This is a genomic window from Streptomyces sp. NPDC006435 (assembly GCF_040612315.1).
Taxonomy (GTDB): domain Bacteria; phylum Actinomycetota; class Actinomycetes; order Streptomycetales; family Streptomycetaceae; genus Streptomyces.
On sequence record NZ_JBEXPY010000012.1, the window covers coordinates 86400 to 103184 of the forward strand.

Here is a 16785-nt window from a genome sequence, read left to right on the forward strand (position 1 = left end):
CCGGTCTCACCGATCTCACTGATCCGGACACCCGGGCTGATCCGGACACCCGGGCCGGCGTTCGACGGGAAGAAGCGCGGGGCGGGGTGCTGAGGACACATTCGGGATCGGATAGCGTTGAACGCAACTGTTTCCCGTTATTTGCAATTCAGGTCTGAATGGTGAGATGACGATGGCGGACTTCGATCTGGACCGGCGCACCCCCGCCGGGGCCCTGCAAACCGTCGACCGGGCGCTCCTCGTGCTGCTCGCCTTCGAGCGGACCCGGCCCGACTGGGGCGTCACCGAGGTCGCCGAGGAGTTCGGCTGGGACACCTCGGTGGCCCAGCGGCTGCTCGCCACCCTCGCCGGGCGTGGCTTCCTGGTCTCCGACCCGGTCACCCGCCGCTACCGGATCGGCCCCGCCGTGCTGCGCCTGGGCAGGCTCTGGGAGCGGTCCGGATCACTGGAGCTGCTGGCCGGACCGGTCCTGGAGGAGCTGCGCCGGGTCACCGGCGACACGGTGCTCTTCTGCCTGCCGGACAGCTTCCACATGCGGTGCGTCGCCGCCGAGGAGGGCGTGGCCGGGCCGCTGCGCTACTACCCGCTGGTCGGTGAGCTCTACCCGGCGCACGCCGGGGCGACCAGCAAGTCGTACTACGCGTACCTGCCCGACGAGCAGCGCCACCGGCTCTTCCGGGGCCGCCCCATGGCCCGGTTCACCGACCGGACGGTCACCGACCCGGACCGGCTGGAGGAGGAGTTCCTCAAGATCCGCGCCCAGGGCCACGCCTGGACGGTCGGCGAGTACGACACCGGCATCGCGACCGTCGCCGTGCCGGTCTTCCTCGGCCGCGAACCGTACGGCAGCCTCAGCCTCGGCGGCGCCGAGGAACTCTTCGCGGGGGCGCCGGACGACCGGCTCGACGCGCTGAGGCACGCGGCCCAGCTGCTGGAGAAGCGGCTCACCCACCCGCCGCAGCGCCCGAAGCCCCGGGCCCGCCGCCCCCGCACCACCTGACGACCCGGAAGCCACCCGAGAGGAACCCGATGAATCTGCTGCTGCTCTCCAACTCCACCCAGTACGGCCGCGGTTACCTGGAGCACGCCCTCGACACCGTCACCGCGTTCCTGCCCGAAGGCGCCCGGCTGGCCTTCGTCCCCTACGCGCTCGCCGACCACGACACGTACACCGCGCGCGTCCGTGGCGCCCTCGAACCGGCCGGGATCACCGTCCGCGGGGTCCACGAGAACCCCGACCCGATCGCCGAACTCGCCGCTTCCGACGCCGTGTTCATCGGCGGCGGCAACTCCTTCCGGCTGCTGAGCGCCCTGTACCGGACCGGTTTGCGGGAGGCGGTCGCCGAGGCGGCGCGCGACGGGCTGCCGTACATGGGGGCCAGCGCCGGTACGAACATGGCGGCGCCCACCCTGCGCACCACCAACGACATGCCCATCGTGCAGCCGCCGTCCTTCGAGACGCTCGGCCTCGTCCCGTTCCAGATCAACCCGCACTACCTGGACCCGGACCCGGCCAGCACCCACAAGGGCGAGACCCGCGAGGAGCGGCTCACCGAGTTCCTGGAGGAGAACGACGTGCCGGTGCTCGGCCTGCGCGAGGGCTCGTGGCTGCGGGTGGAGGGGGAGCAGGCCCGGGTGCAGGGCGCCCGTCCCGCCCGGCTGTTCACCCGCGGCGCACCGCCGCAGGAGCTCGCGGCCGGGACGGACGTCTCTCAGCTGCTCACGACGACACCGCGGTTCGACGTCCCGGCGCGTTGACGCCCAGCACCAGATCGGTGTCGACCGGCAGGCCGTCACCCGGGTACGTCGCCGGGCAGGCGCGCGGTGCGTACCCGGCGGCCGAACCGGCCAGCACGAAGTTCCCGCCGGCCGGGGCGGGCAGCACGTAGTGACCGTGCTCGTCGGTCACGGCGAGCCCGGCCTGCCGGCCCCGGTGGTCGATCAGTGTGACGTTGGCACGGGCCACCGGCACCCCGTCCGTGCCCGTCACCCGGCCGCGGAAGCCGCCCGAACCGGCCACGGTGCGGGACGCGGTGGGGGCCGGGGCCGGCTCCTCGACGTCGTCCTCGCTGCTCGCCAGCAGGGCCGGGCGCATCGCCTCGCGCCGCGGGGGCAGGAACCAGGCCAGCACCAGCCCGACCACCACCGCGCCCATCGCGATCAGGAACGAGATGCGGAACCCCTCCATCGAGGGCAGCGGCCCCCGGTCCGTCGATATCGCGGTGTCGGCCAGCACCATGCCGATCACGGCGCTCGACACCGAGGTGCCGATCGACCGCATCAGGGTGTTCAGGCCGTTGGCCGCGCCCGTCTCGGACGGGTCGACGGCGCCGATGATCAGCGCGGGCAGCGAGGAGTACGCGAGGCCGATGCCGGCCCCGATCATCACCGCGATCAGCACGGTCTGCCAGGCGGCACCCATCAGGCCGAGCCCCGCGCCGTAGCCGACCGCGATGACCAGCAGGCCGAGGATCAGCGACACCTTGGGGCCCCGGCGGGCCGACAGCCGGGCGTACAGCGGGGCGACGAACATCATCGTCAGGCCGAGCGGCGCCACGCACAGCCCGGCGACCACCATCGAATGACCCAGGCCGTACCCCGTGGACGTGGGCAGCTGGAGCAGCTGCGGCAGGATCAGCGAGACGGCGTAGAAGGCGACCCCGACCATGACCGAGGCGAGGTTGGTCAGCAGCACCTCGCGCCGGGCGGAGGTCCGCAGGTCGACCAGCGGGGTCTGGCTGCGCAGTTCGAACAGGCCCCACAGGAGGAGGATCACCAGGGCGGCGACGAACAGCCCGATCACGGCGCCCGAGGTCCAGCCCCAGTCGCCGCCCTTGGTGATGGGCAGCAGCAGGCAGACCAGTCCGAGCGACAGCCCGAGCGCGCCGACCAGGTCGAACCGGCCGGGGGCGCGCAGCTCGGGCTCCGGCACCACCAGGGCGGTGAGCGTCATCGACAGCACGCCGAGCGCGGCCGAGCCGAGGAACAGGGTGTGCCAGTCGAAGTGCTGGGCGACCAGCGCGGCGGCGGGCAGCGCGAGCCCGCCGCCCACCCCGATCGAGGAACTCATCAGCGCCATCGCCGAGCCGAGCTTCTCGCGCGGCAGCTCGTCGCGCATGATGCCGATGCCCAGCGGGATGGCGCCCATCGCGAAGCCCTGGAGCGCACGCCCCGCGATCATGACGACGAGGTCGTCGGTGAAGGCGCATATGAGGGAGCCGACCACCATCACGGCGAGGCTGGCGAGCAGCATCCTGCGCTTGCCGTGGAGGTCGCCGAGGCGGCCCATGATCGGGGTGGCGACGGCCCCCGCGAGCAGCGTCGAGGTCAGCACCCAGGTGGCGTCGGACGGGTCGGTGCGCAGCAGGGCGGGCAGGTCCTTGATGACGGGGACGAGCAGGGTCTGCATCACCGCGACGGTGATACCCGCGAAGGCGAGTACGGGGACGACGCCGCGGCCCGCCCGGGGTGCGGACGGATCGGCGGGTTCCCCGGCGTGCTGTTCGTTCGACGTCTGTGGCATGCGTGCGGCCTCCGGGCGGCATGGTCGAGTGCGGTGAAGGGTCCGGCGGAGTGTGGGGGCCCGGCGAGGTGTGCGGGTTCGACGGAGTGCGCGGGCCCGACGGCGGGCGATGCCGCCCGCCAAGTGCGTGCAGGGTGAAACCTTCCGGTCGTCCAAGGTATTCCGGGAAACGCGGAACGAACGGGGCGCGTCGGCGCACCGGCCCCGGACGGAGAGGCACCCGACCCGGGCGGGGGCGCGCACGGGGTGAACCGCGCGGCGTTCGCAGGGCGGTGACGCGCGGGCGTGTGCGGCGGTTTCGGCATCGCGGCGCGCGGGCGTGCGCGACCGACGGGCGGGGCGTGCGCAGGGGTGCGCGGAGGTCGGCCCGTCGGCCGGTGCCGGCCGGGCTGTCGGTCGGCCGGCTGGTCGGTCTGCCTGACGGACCGTCAATCAGCCTGCCGGCCGGGCCGTTCCGTAGGCGGAGGGCGCCCGTGCTTCAGGGGCCGCGGAAGCCGAATCGCGCGGAGCTCACGAGGGCTGCCGCCGCGAGTGCCGTGCCATCGCGAAAGCGATGCCGAGGACTCCGCCCGCACCGCCGCCGAGGGCCAGACCGAGTGCCGGGTTGTCGAGGACGGACTGTCCGAGCGCGATCCCGGCGGAGGTGCCGACCAGCATGCCGACGATGAAACCGGTGCTGACGGAAGGCGCCTTGACTTCTTCGGTGTCTGCCATGCGGCCCATTGTGCTGGAGGGCGCCCGGAGGCGAATCCGCCACAGGTCGGATACGACCGGCCTTCCGGGCTGGTGTCCATCGGCCAATGTCCATCGGCCAATGTCCATCGGTCGGTGTCCATCGGTCAGGGTCCGTCGGTCCGGTCCCGTCCCCGACCGTTCTCTGACCTTCCGTCAGATTGAAACGTGTTCTACTCTTGCGCCGTTCCAGTGGCTGCGACCGGCGAGGATCCGCATGGGCATCGGAATCACCGAAGAACACAGGGAGTTGGCGCGGGCCGTACGGGGCGTGCTGGCGCGCGCCGTACCGCCCGAGGAGCTCCGCGCACTCCTCGACGCGGACGGCACCGCCGCCCCCGGCGGGCGCCCCGGGTACTGGGACGTCCTCGCGGAACAGGGCCTGCTCGCCCTCCATCTCCCCGAGGAGTGCGGCGGCGGGGGCGGCCGGCTCCTCGACCTGGCCGTGGTACTGGAGGAGGCGGGCCGGGCCGCGCTCCCCGGCCCGTACCTGGCGAATGCCCTCGCCGGCGCCGTACTGCACGCGGCGGGCGGCGGCGAACCGCTGCACGACATCGCCTCCGGCAGCCGCGTCGGCGCCGTCGCCCTGGGCCCCGGCACCCTCACCGCCGTCGAACAGCAGGGCGGCTACCTGCTCGACGGCACCTCCCCGCCCGTCCTCTCCGGCGACGGGGCGGACCTGATCCTGCTCGCCGCCGAATCCGCCTCCGGCACCCTCTGGCTGGCCGTCGACGCCGCCGCCGACGGGCTGACCGCACACCCGCACCGGGGCGCCGACCCGACCCGCCGCACGGCCGACGTCGTGGCCGAGGGCGTCCTCGTCCCCGCGGAGCGCCTCGTACGGACCGACACCGCGCACGTCCGCGACCTCGCCGCCGTCCTCCTCGCCGCGGAAGCCTGCGGAACCGCCGCCAGGACCCTCGACATCGCCGCCGAACACGCCAGGACGCGCGAGCAGTTCGGCCGGCCCATCGGACAGTTCCAGGGCATCAAGCACCTCTGCGCCGACATGCTCGTCCGGGTCGAGCGGGCCCGTGCGCTGGTGTGGGACGCGGCCCGCGCCGCCGACGGCGAGAAGGACCCGGACGTACGGTCCATGGTCGCCGCCCTCGCCGCCTCGGACGCCCTCGACGCCGCGTACGGCTGCGCCAAGGACTGCATCCAGATCCTCGGCGGCATCGGCTTCACCTGGGAGCACGACGCCCATCTGTACCTGCGCCGGGCCCTGGTGGCACGGCAGTTGCTGGGCGCCGGGGACGCCCACCGGCTGCGGGCCGTGCGGCTGGCCGGGAGCGGGGCCCGCCGCGAACTGGCCCTCGAACTCCCCGAACGGGCCGCCGCCCACCGCGCCGAGGCGCACCGGGTGGTGGCGGCCGCCCGCGGCCTCGACCCGAAGGAGGCCCGCCGCGCCCTCGCCCCGACCGGCTACGCCGCCCCGCACCTGCCCGCCCCCTGGGGGCTGGGCGCCGACCCCGTGCAACAGCTGGTCGTGCAGCAGGAGTTGGCGCAGCAGGGGGTGCGGGTCAGCGACCTGGGGATCGCCACCTGGGTGGTGCCCTCGCTCATCGCCCACGGCACGGCCGAACAGCGGGAGCGCTACCTGGCGCCCACACTGCGCGGCGAACTCCTGTGGTGCCAGCTGTTCTCGGAGCCCGGCGCGGGCTCCGACCTCGCCTCGCTCCGCACGAGGGCGGAGCGCACCGAGGAGGGCTGGCGGATCAACGGCCAGAAGGTGTGGACGAGCGCCGCCCGCGGCGCCGACCACGGCATCCTGCTCGCCAGGACCGACCCGGACGCCCCCAAGCACCGGGGACTCGGCTACTTCGTCGTCGACATGAGGAACACCCCGGGCATCGACATCCGGCCGCTGAAGGAGATCACCGGCGACTCCCTCTTCAACGAGGTGTACTTCGACGACGTCCTGCTGCCCGCCGACGCCGTCGTCGGTGAACCCGGCGACGGCTGGCGGGTCGCCCGGCACACCCTGGGCAACGAACGCGTCCACATGGCCGACCAGATGACCTTCGACACCGGTCTGGAGGCGCTGATCGCCCACTGCGGCGAACTCGACGGCGCGTACCGGGCCCGCATCGGAGCGCTCGCGGCCGAGGCGCACGCGCTGGGCTGCATCGGACTGCGCACCACCCTGCGCCAGGTCTCCGGCCTCGAACCCGGCGCGGGGGCCTCCGTCCGCAAACTCGTCCAGACCACCCACCAGCAGAAGGTCGCGGAACTGGCCCTCGAACTCCTCGGACCGGCCGGCGCCACGGGCGAGGGCTCCGGACAGCGGGCCCTGCACGGCTTCCTGATGTCCCGCTGCCTGACCATCGCGGGCGGCACCACCCAGGTCCAGCTCAATGTCGTCGCCGAACGCATCCTCGGTCTCCCGCGCGATTGAAAGGACCCACCACCCATGAAACCCGCCACAACCGCGCAACCCGCCAAGGCGTACGTCGTCGGCGTCGGGATGACGAGGTTCGAGAAGCCGCAGACCCGCGACTGGCAGTACTGGGACATGGCGAAGGAGGCCGGAACGGCGGCGCTCGCCGACGCCCGGATCCCCTACGCGCAGGTCCGGCAGGCCGTCGTCGGCTACTGCTTCCAGCCCTCCACCGCCGGGCAGCGCGCCGTGTACGGCCTCGGCCTGACCGGGATACCCGTCTACAACGTCAACAACAACTGCGCCACCGGCTCCACCGCCCTGATGACGGCCCGGCAGTTCGTCGAGGGCGGCATCAGCGACTGCGTCCTCGCGCTCGGCTTCGAGAAGATGACCCGCGGCGCGCTCGGCGGCGGGGGAGCGGACGGCGGAGCCGCGGACTTCAAGGCGTCGCCCGTGGCCCGGCACTACGGGATCATGGCCGCCGCCCACGGCTTCGAGCGGACCCCGCCCACCGCCCAGATCTTCGGCAACGCGGCCCGCGAGCACATGGCCCGGTACGGGACCACGGAGGCGCAGCTCGCGGCGGTCGGCGCCAAGAACCACCGGCACTCGGTGAACAACCCGTACGCCCAGTTCCAGGACCCGTACACGGTCGAGGAGGTGCTTGCCGCGAAACCCGTCCACTCCCCGCTGACCAGGCTCCAGTGCTCGCCCACCTCCGACGGGGCCGCCGCGGCCGTCGTCGTGTCCCGGCGCTTCGTCGACGAACACGGCCTGCACGACCGGGCGGTGGAGATCACCGCCCAGGCCATGACCACCGACACCGAAGCGTCCTTCGCCTCCGGGACCTGCATCGACGCGGTGGGCCTGCCGATGTCGCGGGCCGCCGCCCAGCAGGTGTACGCGGCCTCGGGCCTGTCCGCCGCCGACCTCGACGTGATCGAGCTGCACGACTGCTTCTCCGTCAACGAACTCCTCACCTACGAGGCGCTCGGGCTGTGCGGCGAGGGCGAGTCGGGCAAGCTCGTCGAGTCCGGGGCCACCACCTACGGCGGGCGCTGGGTGGTCAACCCCTCGGGCGGGCTGATCTCCAAGGGGCACCCGCTCGGCGCCACCGGCATCGCCCAGATCGCCGAGATCACCTGGCAGTTGAGGGGAGAGGCGGGCGAGCGGCAGGTGCCGGACGCACAGGTCGGCCTGACCCACAACATCGGCCTCGGCGGCGCCGCGGTGGTGACACTGCTGCGCCGGTAGCGGGAACCGCGGAGCCGGTCAGGACACCGGCTCCGCGGCCGGTACGGCTCTCAGAGCCACCCCTGCTGCCGCGCCGCCCGGACCGCCTCCATCCGGTTGCGCGTCCCCGTCTTGCCGATCGCTGACGACAGGTAGTTGCGCACCGTCGACTCGGACAGGTGCAGCTTCGCCGCGATGTCGGCGACCGTCGCCCCGTCCACCGAGGCGTTCAGCGCGTCCCGCTCCCGCGCCGTGAGCGGGCTGGGACCGGCGCTGAGCGCGGCGGCGGCCAGGGCGGGGTCGATGACCGTCTCGCCGGCCAGCACCCGGCGGACCGCGACGGCGAGTTCCTCGACCGGACCGTCCTTGACCAGGAACCCCGCGGCCCCGGCCTCCATCGCCCGGCGCAGATAACCGGGGCGGCCGAACGTGGTCAGGATCAGCACCCGGCAGTCCGGCACCTCCGTACGCAGATCGGCGGCGGCGTCCAGCCCGCTGCGGCCCGGCAGTTCGATGTCCAGCAACGCCACGTCGGGGCGGGACCGCAGCGCGGCGTCCACGATCTCGTCCCCGGCACCGACCTGCGCCACGACCTCGATGTCCGGCTCCAGACCGAGCAGCAGCGCGAGCGCGCCCCGCATCATCCCCTGGTCCTCGGCGAGCAGCACCCGTACCGGTTGCGCCGGGCGGTGATCCTGCGGCATCTCGTTCACGCCCCCAGGGTAGGGCCCGGGGCGGGGCGCGGGGTCAGCAGCGCTCGGCCCAGACGTGCGAACGGGGCCCGGCCGGAACGGAGAGGTTGGTGCGGGTGCCCGCCGACAGGCAGCCGAGGCGGTTCTTCAAGTACTTGTCGGCGTAGTAGACGACCTGGGCGAAGGACTCGCCCTCGGCGGCGGCCCTGCCGTTGTTGAAGACCGAGCGCGGCTGCTGCCGGCCCGCCCAGCTGCACCGGTTCTCGCCCTCCAGCCAGTCCGTCTCGTCGCCCACCCAGGCGCACATCAGGCCGCCCCCGTCGGCCGCGGTGAAGAAGCAGACGCTGCCCCGGATGCAACGGTCGTAGCCGACGGGTTCGGTGGCGGGCCCGGTGGTGCGTTCGACGGCGGGCTCGACGGTACGCACCGGAGCGGCCGTTCCCGTGCTCCGCGCGGTGGGGGAGCCGTCCCCCTCGGTGGGCCGCGTCCCGAGGTACAGGCCGACCGCCGTCAGGGCGCCCGCGCAGGCGAGCGCGATCAGGGAGCGCCGCAGACGGCGGCCGGGGCGCGGCGGCGGGCCGGCCGGGGAGCCGTGGGAGTCGTGGGCGCCGTCCAGGACGGACCGGATGCGCCCCAGCAGGGTCGCCGCGGCATGGGGCGCCCGTTCCTCGTGCGTCGTGGCCAGGCAGTCCGTGATGATCCCCCGCCACCCGGGCGGCAGGGCGGAGGACAGCCGCAGGGGTTCGGTGCCGCGGGCGTAGCGCACCACGGCGTCCCTGCGGGCGGCCCGGGTGCCGCCGGGAAGCGGCAGCGTGCCGGTCAGGACGAGGTGGGCGAGGACGCCGAAGGCCCAGATGTCGGCGGTGGGGCGGACCAGTTGGCCGCGCTCGCCGACCTGCCCCCACAACAGCTCGGGCGGCGTGTAGTCGGGCGTGGCGAACGCGGGGGCGTAGGCGTGGGTGCCTTCCATCTCCGCGGCCATGTTGAAGTCGGCGAGCCGGGCCTCGCCGTCCTGCAGCAGGACGTTGGCGGGCTTGAGGTCGCCGTGGACCCAGCCCGCCTCGTGCAGTTGCTGCAGGCCCTCGCAGATCTGGAACAGCAGGCGGGGGCCGGACTCGGGCGGCGCCGGGGCGCGCAGCACGACGTCGAGCGAGCTCTCGGCGCGGTCCAGGACCAGCACGGTGGCGCCGTCCAGGTCCTGGCGGCCGGGGTCGTCCACCGTGAGCACCTCGTGCATCCGGACCAGCCGGGGCGCCCGCACCCGGCTCAGCAGCTCGACCTCGCGCTCGGCCAGGTCGCGCAGGTGCCGGAGCTGGCGCGGGGTGTGGGTGCCGGTCGGCAGGAACTTGAGGGCGGCGGTCCGGGGACTGCCCGCACCGGCGCGCCGTGCGGCGTACACACTGCCGAAACCGCCCGCGCCGAGGGGCGCGCCCACGATCCAGTCGCCGACCCGGTACGACTCGGGAACGGAAACGGCGTAGAGATCTCCGGGGCGTTCGGTCACCGCAGCACCCCGATGGCCGAAGCGGCAGTGGAGGCGGCGGAGACGGAAGAGGCCAGGACGATCAGATCGTCCTCGTGGACGAGGTCGAAGCGCAGGGCGAGGGAGACCAGGGCCTCCTTCGTACCGTTGCGCCGCGGGCCGGACCCGGCCTCCTCCGGGGCGGGTCTGAGCCGCAGCTTCACCGCCAGGTAGTTGATGTTCCACTGCACCGCCGACCGGCTGGCCGCGGGCCACACCGGCCGTAACCGCTCGGCGAGTTCCTCGGCGGTGGGCAGGGCGGTGTGCGGTGGCGCGTCGCGCAGCCGGGGCTCGCACAGGGCGACCAGGACCGCGAAGTACCTCTTGGTGCGGTCCAGGGAGAAGGCGGCCACGGTGGTGGCACCGTCGGGGGCCCAGGACTCCTCGCCCAGGTAGTCGTGCTGCGGCGCCCACACGTCGAAGCCGAGCAGTTCGCCCGCGGCCGGCAGAACGACCCGCGCGAACTCGAACGGCACAGGGGCCTCCAGGCGGCCCGGGGCCACCTTGATGTGCTCGCCGGCCCCCTCCGGGTTCTCCACCACGTAGGTCTGATGCCGGTTCAGATTGCTCAACGTCCAGAACGTGCCCTGTGCGGAGATCTCCCCGGCGACGCGCGAGACCCCGTCGTGCGCGATCACCAGGTGCTGTCCGGGTGCTCTCGCGCCGGCCGGGCTGCGGCCGAAGAGGAGCCGGTCGCCGGAGGCGAGCGAGAGGTGGTCTCTTGGGCTTGTCCGCCCGGGTGGTACCACGACGATGCTGTGCATGTTCCCCCCTAGGTCCACTGCCTGGACAGGCTAGGGGACGGGGACGCGTGGGCCGGGGTCGATTTCTCCGGCGTTTTCCGTGTCGCGGGGCACCTGCGGGGACCGGCCCCACCGGCCCGGACGGGGCCCGCCGGATCGAGGACGGAACCCCTGGTCAGTAGCGGGTTGCGGGCGGTGGAGCAACCTCGCACATCTGAGGGTCCGCGACCGCCCGCCCGCTGGCATCGTTGCCGTCAGTCCGGTCCGCGGGACTCGCCGGACGTGAGGACGGAAGGGGGAGAAGGGCAATGGGACGTCGGACGGTGGGCCTGGGAACGGCCGTGGTCGTCGCATACGGATTGCTGGTCACCGGATGCACGGGGGTGGGCACGGACACGGGCCCGGTACGGGGGGAAGCGGCTCCGACGCGGTCCGCGTCGTCCCGCGGACTGTCGGACGACGAGCAGGCACGACTCGACCACGCCGAGGAACTGCTGGTGAGCAGGTGCATGGCCCGGAAGGGGTTCACCTACACGGTGCGGCCCCCGTCCACCGGTGGGGAGAACCGGTTGGTGGGCTATGTGCTGGACGACCCGGCATGGGCGGGGAAGTTCGGGTACGGCAGCCGGATCCAGAAGGAGTCGGAACGCAACCGGCGCAGCGACCCCAACCTCGTGTACGCCCGCAAGCTCTCCGGCAAGTCCCGGGCCGTGTACGACAAGGCACTCAGAGGCGGGCCGGGCACGCCGGAGCTCACCGTGGCGCTGCCCGGCGGGGGAACCGCCCACAACCAGGTCGGGGGATGCCGGGCCACCGCGCAGGAACAGCTGTACGGGGAGCGCGCGACGTGGTTCCGCACCACGAGGGTGGTGAGCAACCTGGCTCCGATGTACCTGCCGAAGCTGGCGCGCGACAAACGTTTCACCACGGCACAGGCGAAGTGGGCCCGGTGCATGAACAAGGCCGGTCACCACTACCGGAGCCCCGTCCAGGCCAGGGAGGACCTGCCCCGCCTGACCGAGGGGCTGTCGCCGGACAGGGCGTTCGCGGTGGAGGTACGGCTCGCACGGGCGGAGGCCGGGTGCGCGAAGGAGATCGGGTTCGGGGCGACGGGAAGGGCGCTGGAACAGGAGTACCGCGCCCGACTCCGCCGCACCTACGGCCGCGAGCTCGACGCCTACGACCGGATCCAGCGGACGGCGCTGGTCCGGGCCGAGAAGATCACCGGACAGGCCGGCTGACCTGTCCGACACGGACTCCCGCCCCGCCGGGGCGGGCAAACGAGGGGAGAACGGAAATGCGGAAGATGATGTCGGCCGCCACGGTCGCGGGTCTGGCGGTCATCGGCCTGGCCCTGCCCGGAGCGGTCGCCCAGGCGACGCCGGCCAGTACCTGCACCTACAAGGAGGACGGAAAGGTCCACGCCTGGCGGTACACCAACTGCACCGGCGACCACCTGGGCGCGGCCGAGGGCGACGACTGGGACTGGGGGGACAACACGGGGCCGTTCCAGGGGGACGACGACAACCGCGCCAGCTCGGTGATGAACTCCGGCTGGAATGACCCCAACGGCTACAACTACGTCGCGTTCTACCGGCTGCCGGGAAACCCGGCCAACACCTGGTCGAGCGGATACATCTGCATGGACCGCGGGGACTGGGTCGTCGACCTCTCCAAGGTGACCTTCACCACCGGTCAGGTGGTCGACGACTCCATCTCCGCCCACGCGTGGGTGCAAAGGTCCGCCTGCGGCAAGTTCATGGGCTGACCACTCGGCGGCCCGTCTCTCCGGAGGCGGGCCGTTTCCCGTTTCCCGTGCTCCCCGTCGGGCACATCGGGTGGTGCGGCGTCCGGCAGCGCTCAGGCGTCCGCGCCGAGCCTGCCCGACGGTTCCGTTCCGTTCGATCCGTCCGTTCCGCTCGACCCGGGCCCGCCCAACGGCAGTTCCGCCGTGACGGTGAAGCCGCCGCCGGGTTCCGGGCCCGCCCGGAGCGAGCCGCCCGCTGCGGCGAGGCGTTCGGTGAGGCCGGTCAGGCCGGTGCCGCCGATGCCGGGGACGGGCGGGGCGTCCGGGCCGGAGCCGTCGTCCATGACCGTCAGGCGGACCCGGTCGGCGTTGCCGGCGACCGTGAACGAGCAGGTGGTGGCGCGGGAGTGGCGCACCACGTTGGTGACCGCCTCCCGCACCACCCAGCCCAGCAGCGCCTCCGTCTGCGGGGCGAGCGGTGGTCCCGAGCGGCGGAGCACCGGTTCGATGCCGGCGGCGGTCAGGGCGGACCGGGCCCGGTCCAGTTCGGTCGCCAGGCTCCCCTCCCGGTAGCCCGTGACGGCCTCGCGGATCTCGGTGAGGGCCTGGCGGCCCACCGACTCGATGTCGGTGACCTGGGCGAGCGCGGCGTCCATGTCGCGCGGCGCGAGCCGGCGCGCGGCCTCCGACTTGACCACGATCACCGAGAGCGTGTGGCCCAGCAGGTCGTGCAGGTCGCGGGAGAACCTCAGCCGTTCCTTCTCGACGGCGGTACGGGCCAGTTCCTGCCGGGTGGCACGCAGTTCCGTCACCGTCTCCGCGAGGGTGAGTATCGCGGCGGTCACCGCCCCGGAGATGAAGGTTCCGTACCCGATCGTCCACGGGTCCGAGGCGCCGTGACCGCGCCACACCGCGACGGCGGTGGCGACCGCGGCGAGGGAGAAGAGGCCGATTCCCAGCATCCGGCTGCGCAGCACGGTGCCGCAGGCCAGCGAGAGCAGCGGGAAGAACAGCAGCCAGCTGCCGCCGTAGCCGATCGTCAGCGCGAGCGTCACCCCGGCCATCGCGGCGAGCAGCCCGTACGTGACCGGGCTCTCGCGCTTCCTGCGGTCGAAACCGCGGAACACCACGGAGACGTAGAGGGAGTTGAAGGCCAGCAGGCCGAGCCCGCCGAGCCACGGGTTGTCCGCCTCGCCCTGGAAGAGGTTGGAGAAGGACCCCAGCCCCAGCAGCAGCCACGGCAGCAGGGCGTACGGTCCGGGCGGCCCGGAGCGACGCTCCCCGCGCCGGCGCCGCCACGGGCGCGGTCGCCCGCCCTCGCACTCGTCCATCGGGTACCCGGCCATGTCCGCTCCTGTCACACGGTCCGCGCGGACCGACGGTACGAGATCACGGCGTACGTACCGAACAGCAGCAGCCATGCGCCCAGGACCGCGATCGTACCGGCGCCCGGCGCGTGGCCGTCGGTGGTGGCCCAGCCCAGGTCGGCGAACCGGTTGGCGGGGGTGAACCGGCCGACGGAGCGCAGCCATTCGGGCAGCAGCTCCAGCGGGAACCACAGCCCGCCGACGACCGCGAAGCCCATCAGGCAGGTCATGTTGGCCACCCCGGTGCCCTGCGGCGTGAGCCGGTACCCGTTGCCCAGGCCGAGCAGGGTGAACGGCAGGGCGCCGAGCCACAGCAGCAGCACCAGCACGGCCCACTGCCAGGCGTCCAGCCGCACCCCGTTGATCAGCCCGCCGGCCAGCAGCACCGTGAGGATCGTCGGCAGGACGGTCACCGAACCGCTGATCGCCCGGCCCACGACCGCCTGCGCGGGGGAGAGCGGGGTGACCCGCAACTGCTGGAGCCAGCCGATCGACTTGTCGGAGGCGACTCCCGTACCGATCGACATGGCGGAGCCCAGCGCCCCGTACGCGGCCATGCCGACCATGGACATGGTCTTCCAGCCTTCGGCGCCGTCGCTCCCGCCGATGTTGGTGAAGATCAGGTACATCATCACCGGCATCCCGGTCCCGAAGATCAGGAAGAAGCCGTCGCGCAGGGTCCGGCGGATTTCGAGCACGATGTAGCGGTACATCACACAGCCTCTGCTTCGGAATCGGACGAGATGGACGGGGCCGCCGGGGAGGTCAGGGCGAGGAACGCGTCCTCCAGCGTGGCCCGGGAGACCCGCAGATCGCGGATCATGCCGCGGCGGGCCAGCTCCACGACGGTGGCGTCCGAGTCGTCCGTGCGCAGCAGCGCCCGGTCCCCGGACACCTCGACGGCGACGACGCCGGGCAGCAGCTCCAGACCTCCGGTCGGACCGCCCGCCAGGTCGAAGGAGACGAGGCCGCTGCCGACCGAGCTCCTGATCGCGTCGCCGGTGCCGTCCGCGACGATCCGCCCCCGGTCCACGACGACGATCCGGTCGGCGTTCCCGTCGGCCTCCTCCAGGTAGTGGGTGGAGAACAGGACGGTGTTGCCGCGCCGCGCGTAGGCCCGCATCGAGTCCCAGAAGGCGCGGCGCGCCTCCACGTCCAGGGCGGCGGTCGGCTCGTCCAGGACGATCAGTTCCGGATTGCCGGCCAGCGCGACGGCGAAGCGGACGCGCTGGACCTGGCCGCCGGAGAGCTTGTCGACGCGACGGTCCGCGTACTCGCCCAGCCCCGCCAGCGCGAGCGCCTCGGGCACCGGCATCGGCTTCGGGTACGTCGAGGCGACGAAGGCGACCAGTTCGCGGACGGTGACCCGCTGGATCGGCTGCCCGTCCTGGAGCATCGCGCCGACCAGGCCGGCCCGCACGGCCTGTTGCGCGCTGCGGCCCAGCACCCGTACCCGGCCGGTGTCCGGCTCGTCCAGCCCCAGCAGGAGGCCGATGGTGGTGGACTTGCCCGCACCGTTGCGGCCGAGCAGGGCGACGGTCTCGCCGCGGTCGATGGACAGGTCGATCCCGTCCACGGCCCGCACCGTCCGCCCCGCCCGGCCGAAGCTCCTGACCACCCCGGTGAGGTCCACCGCGGTTCCGTTCCCCGTTGTCGTTGTCATGACGAAGACGCTACGGAGGGAACGGGGGCACCGGGCAGAGGCGTGTGTACGGACTACGGCAGTACATATGTCACTGCCGCCGGGTCGGTACGGGGTCACCATCCTTGTGCCGCAATGGATCTGACGATACGTCAGCAAAGGTGTTCACAACTGCCGGGCGCTGCGTTATACATGGGTTCACCGGCTAGAACGCGTTCTAGAACAGGCGTCGCGGCCGGTCCCGCGCGACCTCGGTGCGGCCGACGGTGCGGACGGCCGCGCCGGGGTCTTCCCACCATCAAGGAGCGGCTCCCATGCCCATCGACGTCGAAAAGGCCCTCGCCGCCGAACCCCGGTCCGCCCACATCGACTGGGACCACAAGGACGTGCAGCTCTACCACCTCGGGATCGGCGCCGGTGCCGGTCCCGAACCGGCCGACCCCGCCGTCGACCCCGGCGAACTGCGCTACACCCTGGAATCCCGGCTCCAGGTACTGCCCTCCTTCGCCACCGTCGCGGGCGGAGGCATGGGTTCCCTCGGCGGACTCTCCTCGCCCGGCGTCGACATCGACCTCGCCGCCGTTCTGCACGGGGGGCAGAACGTGCGGGTGCACCGGCCGATCCCGGTGCGCGGCAGCGCCGTGCAGACCTCGAAGATCGCCGCGGTGTACGACAAGGGCAAGGCGGCCGTGCTGGTGCTGCGCTCCGAGGCCGCCGACGAGGAGGGCCCGTTGTGGACCAACGACGCCCAGATCTACGTCCGGGGCGAGGGCGGTTTCGGCGGCGACCGGGGCCCGTCCGGACGGACCGCCTACGCCGCCGTCGCCCCGAACCGCGTCGTGGAACGGCCGATCCGCCCGGACCAGGCGCTGCTGTACCGGCTGTCGGGCGACTGGAACCCGCTGCACGCCGACCCGGAGTTCGCCGCGCGCGCCGGGTTCGCCCGGCCGATCCTGCACGGACTGTGCACCTACGGCATGACGCTCAAGGCCGTCACCGACACGGTGCTCGGCGGCGACGTGACCCGCATCCGCTCCTACCGCACCCGGTTCGCCGGCGTCGTCTACCCCGGCGAGACCCTCCGCATCGAGATGTGGACCGACGAGAACCAGGTACGGGTCGAGGTGAGGGCCGTGGAACGGGACAACGCCGTGGTCCTCGGGGACACCTTCGTCGAACACTCCTGAACCAACTCCACGCG

The 16785-nt window shown here is 72.9% G+C and carries 15 protein-coding genes; 7 read left to right on the plus strand and 8 right to left on the minus strand.

Annotated elements, in window-relative coordinates; all coding sequences use genetic code 11:
* Nucleotides 1-172 precede the first annotated feature (172 nt).
* A complete protein-coding gene (locus tag ABZZ04_RS15080) occupies nucleotides 173-1000 on the plus strand; it encodes an IclR family transcriptional regulator (protein WP_356932626.1) in 828 nt (275 codons plus the stop codon).
* A 29-nt stretch (nucleotides 1001-1029) separates the two neighbouring features.
* Complete coding sequence (gene pepE, locus ABZZ04_RS15085) at nucleotides 1030-1758, plus strand: dipeptidase PepE (protein ID WP_356932627.1); 729 nt, start codon at nucleotides 1030-1032, stop codon at nucleotides 1756-1758.
* Here the strand turns inward: pepE and ABZZ04_RS15090 are convergent.
* Together ABZZ04_RS15090 and ABZZ04_RS15095 are read right to left on the minus strand one after the other, a co-directional pair.
* Nucleotides 1721-3523 carry an MFS transporter gene (locus tag ABZZ04_RS15090; protein WP_356932628.1) on the minus strand — a complete coding sequence of 601 codons (1803 nt, stop codon included), beginning with the start codon at nucleotides 3521-3523 and terminating at the stop codon, nucleotides 1721-1723. The genes pepE and ABZZ04_RS15090 overlap by 38 nt on opposite strands.
* Before the next feature lie 510 nt (nucleotides 3524-4033).
* Nucleotides 4034-4237: a hypothetical protein gene (locus ABZZ04_RS15095; protein WP_356932629.1), complete on the minus strand. Its 204-nt coding sequence runs from the start codon at nucleotides 4235-4237 to the stop codon at nucleotides 4034-4036.
* 235 nt (nucleotides 4238-4472) lie between these two features.
* On the opposite strand from ABZZ04_RS15095, the gene ABZZ04_RS15100 reads away from it, so the two are divergent.
* Nucleotides 4473-6653, plus strand: coding sequence for an acyl-CoA dehydrogenase (locus tag ABZZ04_RS15100; RefSeq protein WP_356932630.1), 2181 nt, complete (start codon nucleotides 4473-4475; stop codon nucleotides 6651-6653).
* Nucleotides 6654-6668: 15 nt separating this feature from the next.
* A complete protein-coding gene (locus ABZZ04_RS15105) occupies nucleotides 6669-7892 on the plus strand; it encodes a lipid-transfer protein (protein WP_356932631.1) in 1224 nt (407 codons plus the stop codon).
* A gap of 50 nt (nucleotides 7893-7942) precedes the next feature.
* Here ABZZ04_RS15105 and ABZZ04_RS15110 read toward each other — a convergent pair whose 3' ends face one another.
* Genes ABZZ04_RS15110 through ABZZ04_RS15120 form a run of 3 tightly spaced genes read right to left on the minus strand, consistent with a single transcriptional unit; the run spans nucleotide 7943 to nucleotide 10849 of the window.
* Nucleotides 7943-8575, minus strand: coding sequence for a response regulator transcription factor (locus ABZZ04_RS15110; RefSeq protein WP_356932704.1), 633 nt, complete (start codon nucleotides 8573-8575; stop codon nucleotides 7943-7945).
* Nucleotides 8576-8618: 43 nt separating this feature from the next.
* A complete protein-coding gene (locus ABZZ04_RS15115) occupies nucleotides 8619-10067 on the minus strand; it encodes a serine/threonine-protein kinase (RefSeq protein WP_356932632.1) in 1449 nt (482 codons plus the stop codon).
* Nucleotides 10064-10849: an FHA domain-containing protein gene (locus ABZZ04_RS15120; RefSeq protein WP_356932633.1), complete on the minus strand. Its 786-nt coding sequence runs from the start codon at nucleotides 10847-10849 to the stop codon at nucleotides 10064-10066. Before ABZZ04_RS15120 ends, ABZZ04_RS15115 begins: the two co-directional genes overlap by 4 nt.
* Nucleotides 10850-11136: 287 nt before the next feature.
* On the opposite strand from ABZZ04_RS15120, the gene ABZZ04_RS15125 reads away from it, so the two are divergent.
* Both ABZZ04_RS15125 and ABZZ04_RS15130 read left to right on the plus strand, forming a co-directional pair.
* A complete protein-coding gene (locus tag ABZZ04_RS15125) occupies nucleotides 11137-12069 on the plus strand; it encodes a hypothetical protein (RefSeq protein ID WP_356932634.1) in 933 nt (310 codons plus the stop codon).
* Nucleotides 12070-12125: 56 nt separating this feature from the next.
* Entirely contained in the window at nucleotides 12126-12596 is a 471-nt protein-coding gene (locus tag ABZZ04_RS15130) for a hypothetical protein (protein ID WP_356932635.1), read from the plus strand.
* Nucleotides 12597-12688: 92 nt separating this feature from the next.
* Here ABZZ04_RS15130 and ABZZ04_RS15135 read toward each other — a convergent pair whose 3' ends face one another.
* Genes ABZZ04_RS15135 through ABZZ04_RS15145 form a run of 3 tightly spaced genes read right to left on the minus strand, consistent with a single transcriptional unit; the run spans nucleotide 12689 to nucleotide 15605 of the window.
* Nucleotides 12689-13921 (minus strand): sensor histidine kinase, encoded by a 1233-nt coding sequence (locus ABZZ04_RS15135; protein ID WP_356932636.1) that lies wholly within the window; start codon nucleotides 13919-13921, stop codon nucleotides 12689-12691.
* Nucleotides 13922-13932: 11 nt separating this feature from the next.
* Complete coding sequence (locus ABZZ04_RS15140) at nucleotides 13933-14655, minus strand: ABC transporter permease (RefSeq protein WP_356932637.1); 723 nt, start codon at nucleotides 14653-14655, stop codon at nucleotides 13933-13935.
* The gene (locus ABZZ04_RS15145; protein WP_356932638.1) at nucleotides 14655-15605 is read right to left on the minus strand and encodes an ABC transporter ATP-binding protein; all 951 of its coding nucleotides are present in this window, start codon (nucleotides 15603-15605) and stop codon (nucleotides 14655-14657) included. The genes ABZZ04_RS15140 and ABZZ04_RS15145 overlap by 1 nt, the downstream gene beginning before the upstream one ends.
* Nucleotides 15606-15898: 293 nt before the next feature.
* Between ABZZ04_RS15145 and ABZZ04_RS15150 the strand changes: the two genes are divergently transcribed.
* A complete protein-coding gene (locus ABZZ04_RS15150; RefSeq protein WP_356932639.1) occupies nucleotides 15899-16771 on the plus strand; it encodes a MaoC/PaaZ C-terminal domain-containing protein in 873 nt (290 codons plus the stop codon).
* Nucleotides 16772-16785: the final 14 nt, after the last annotated feature.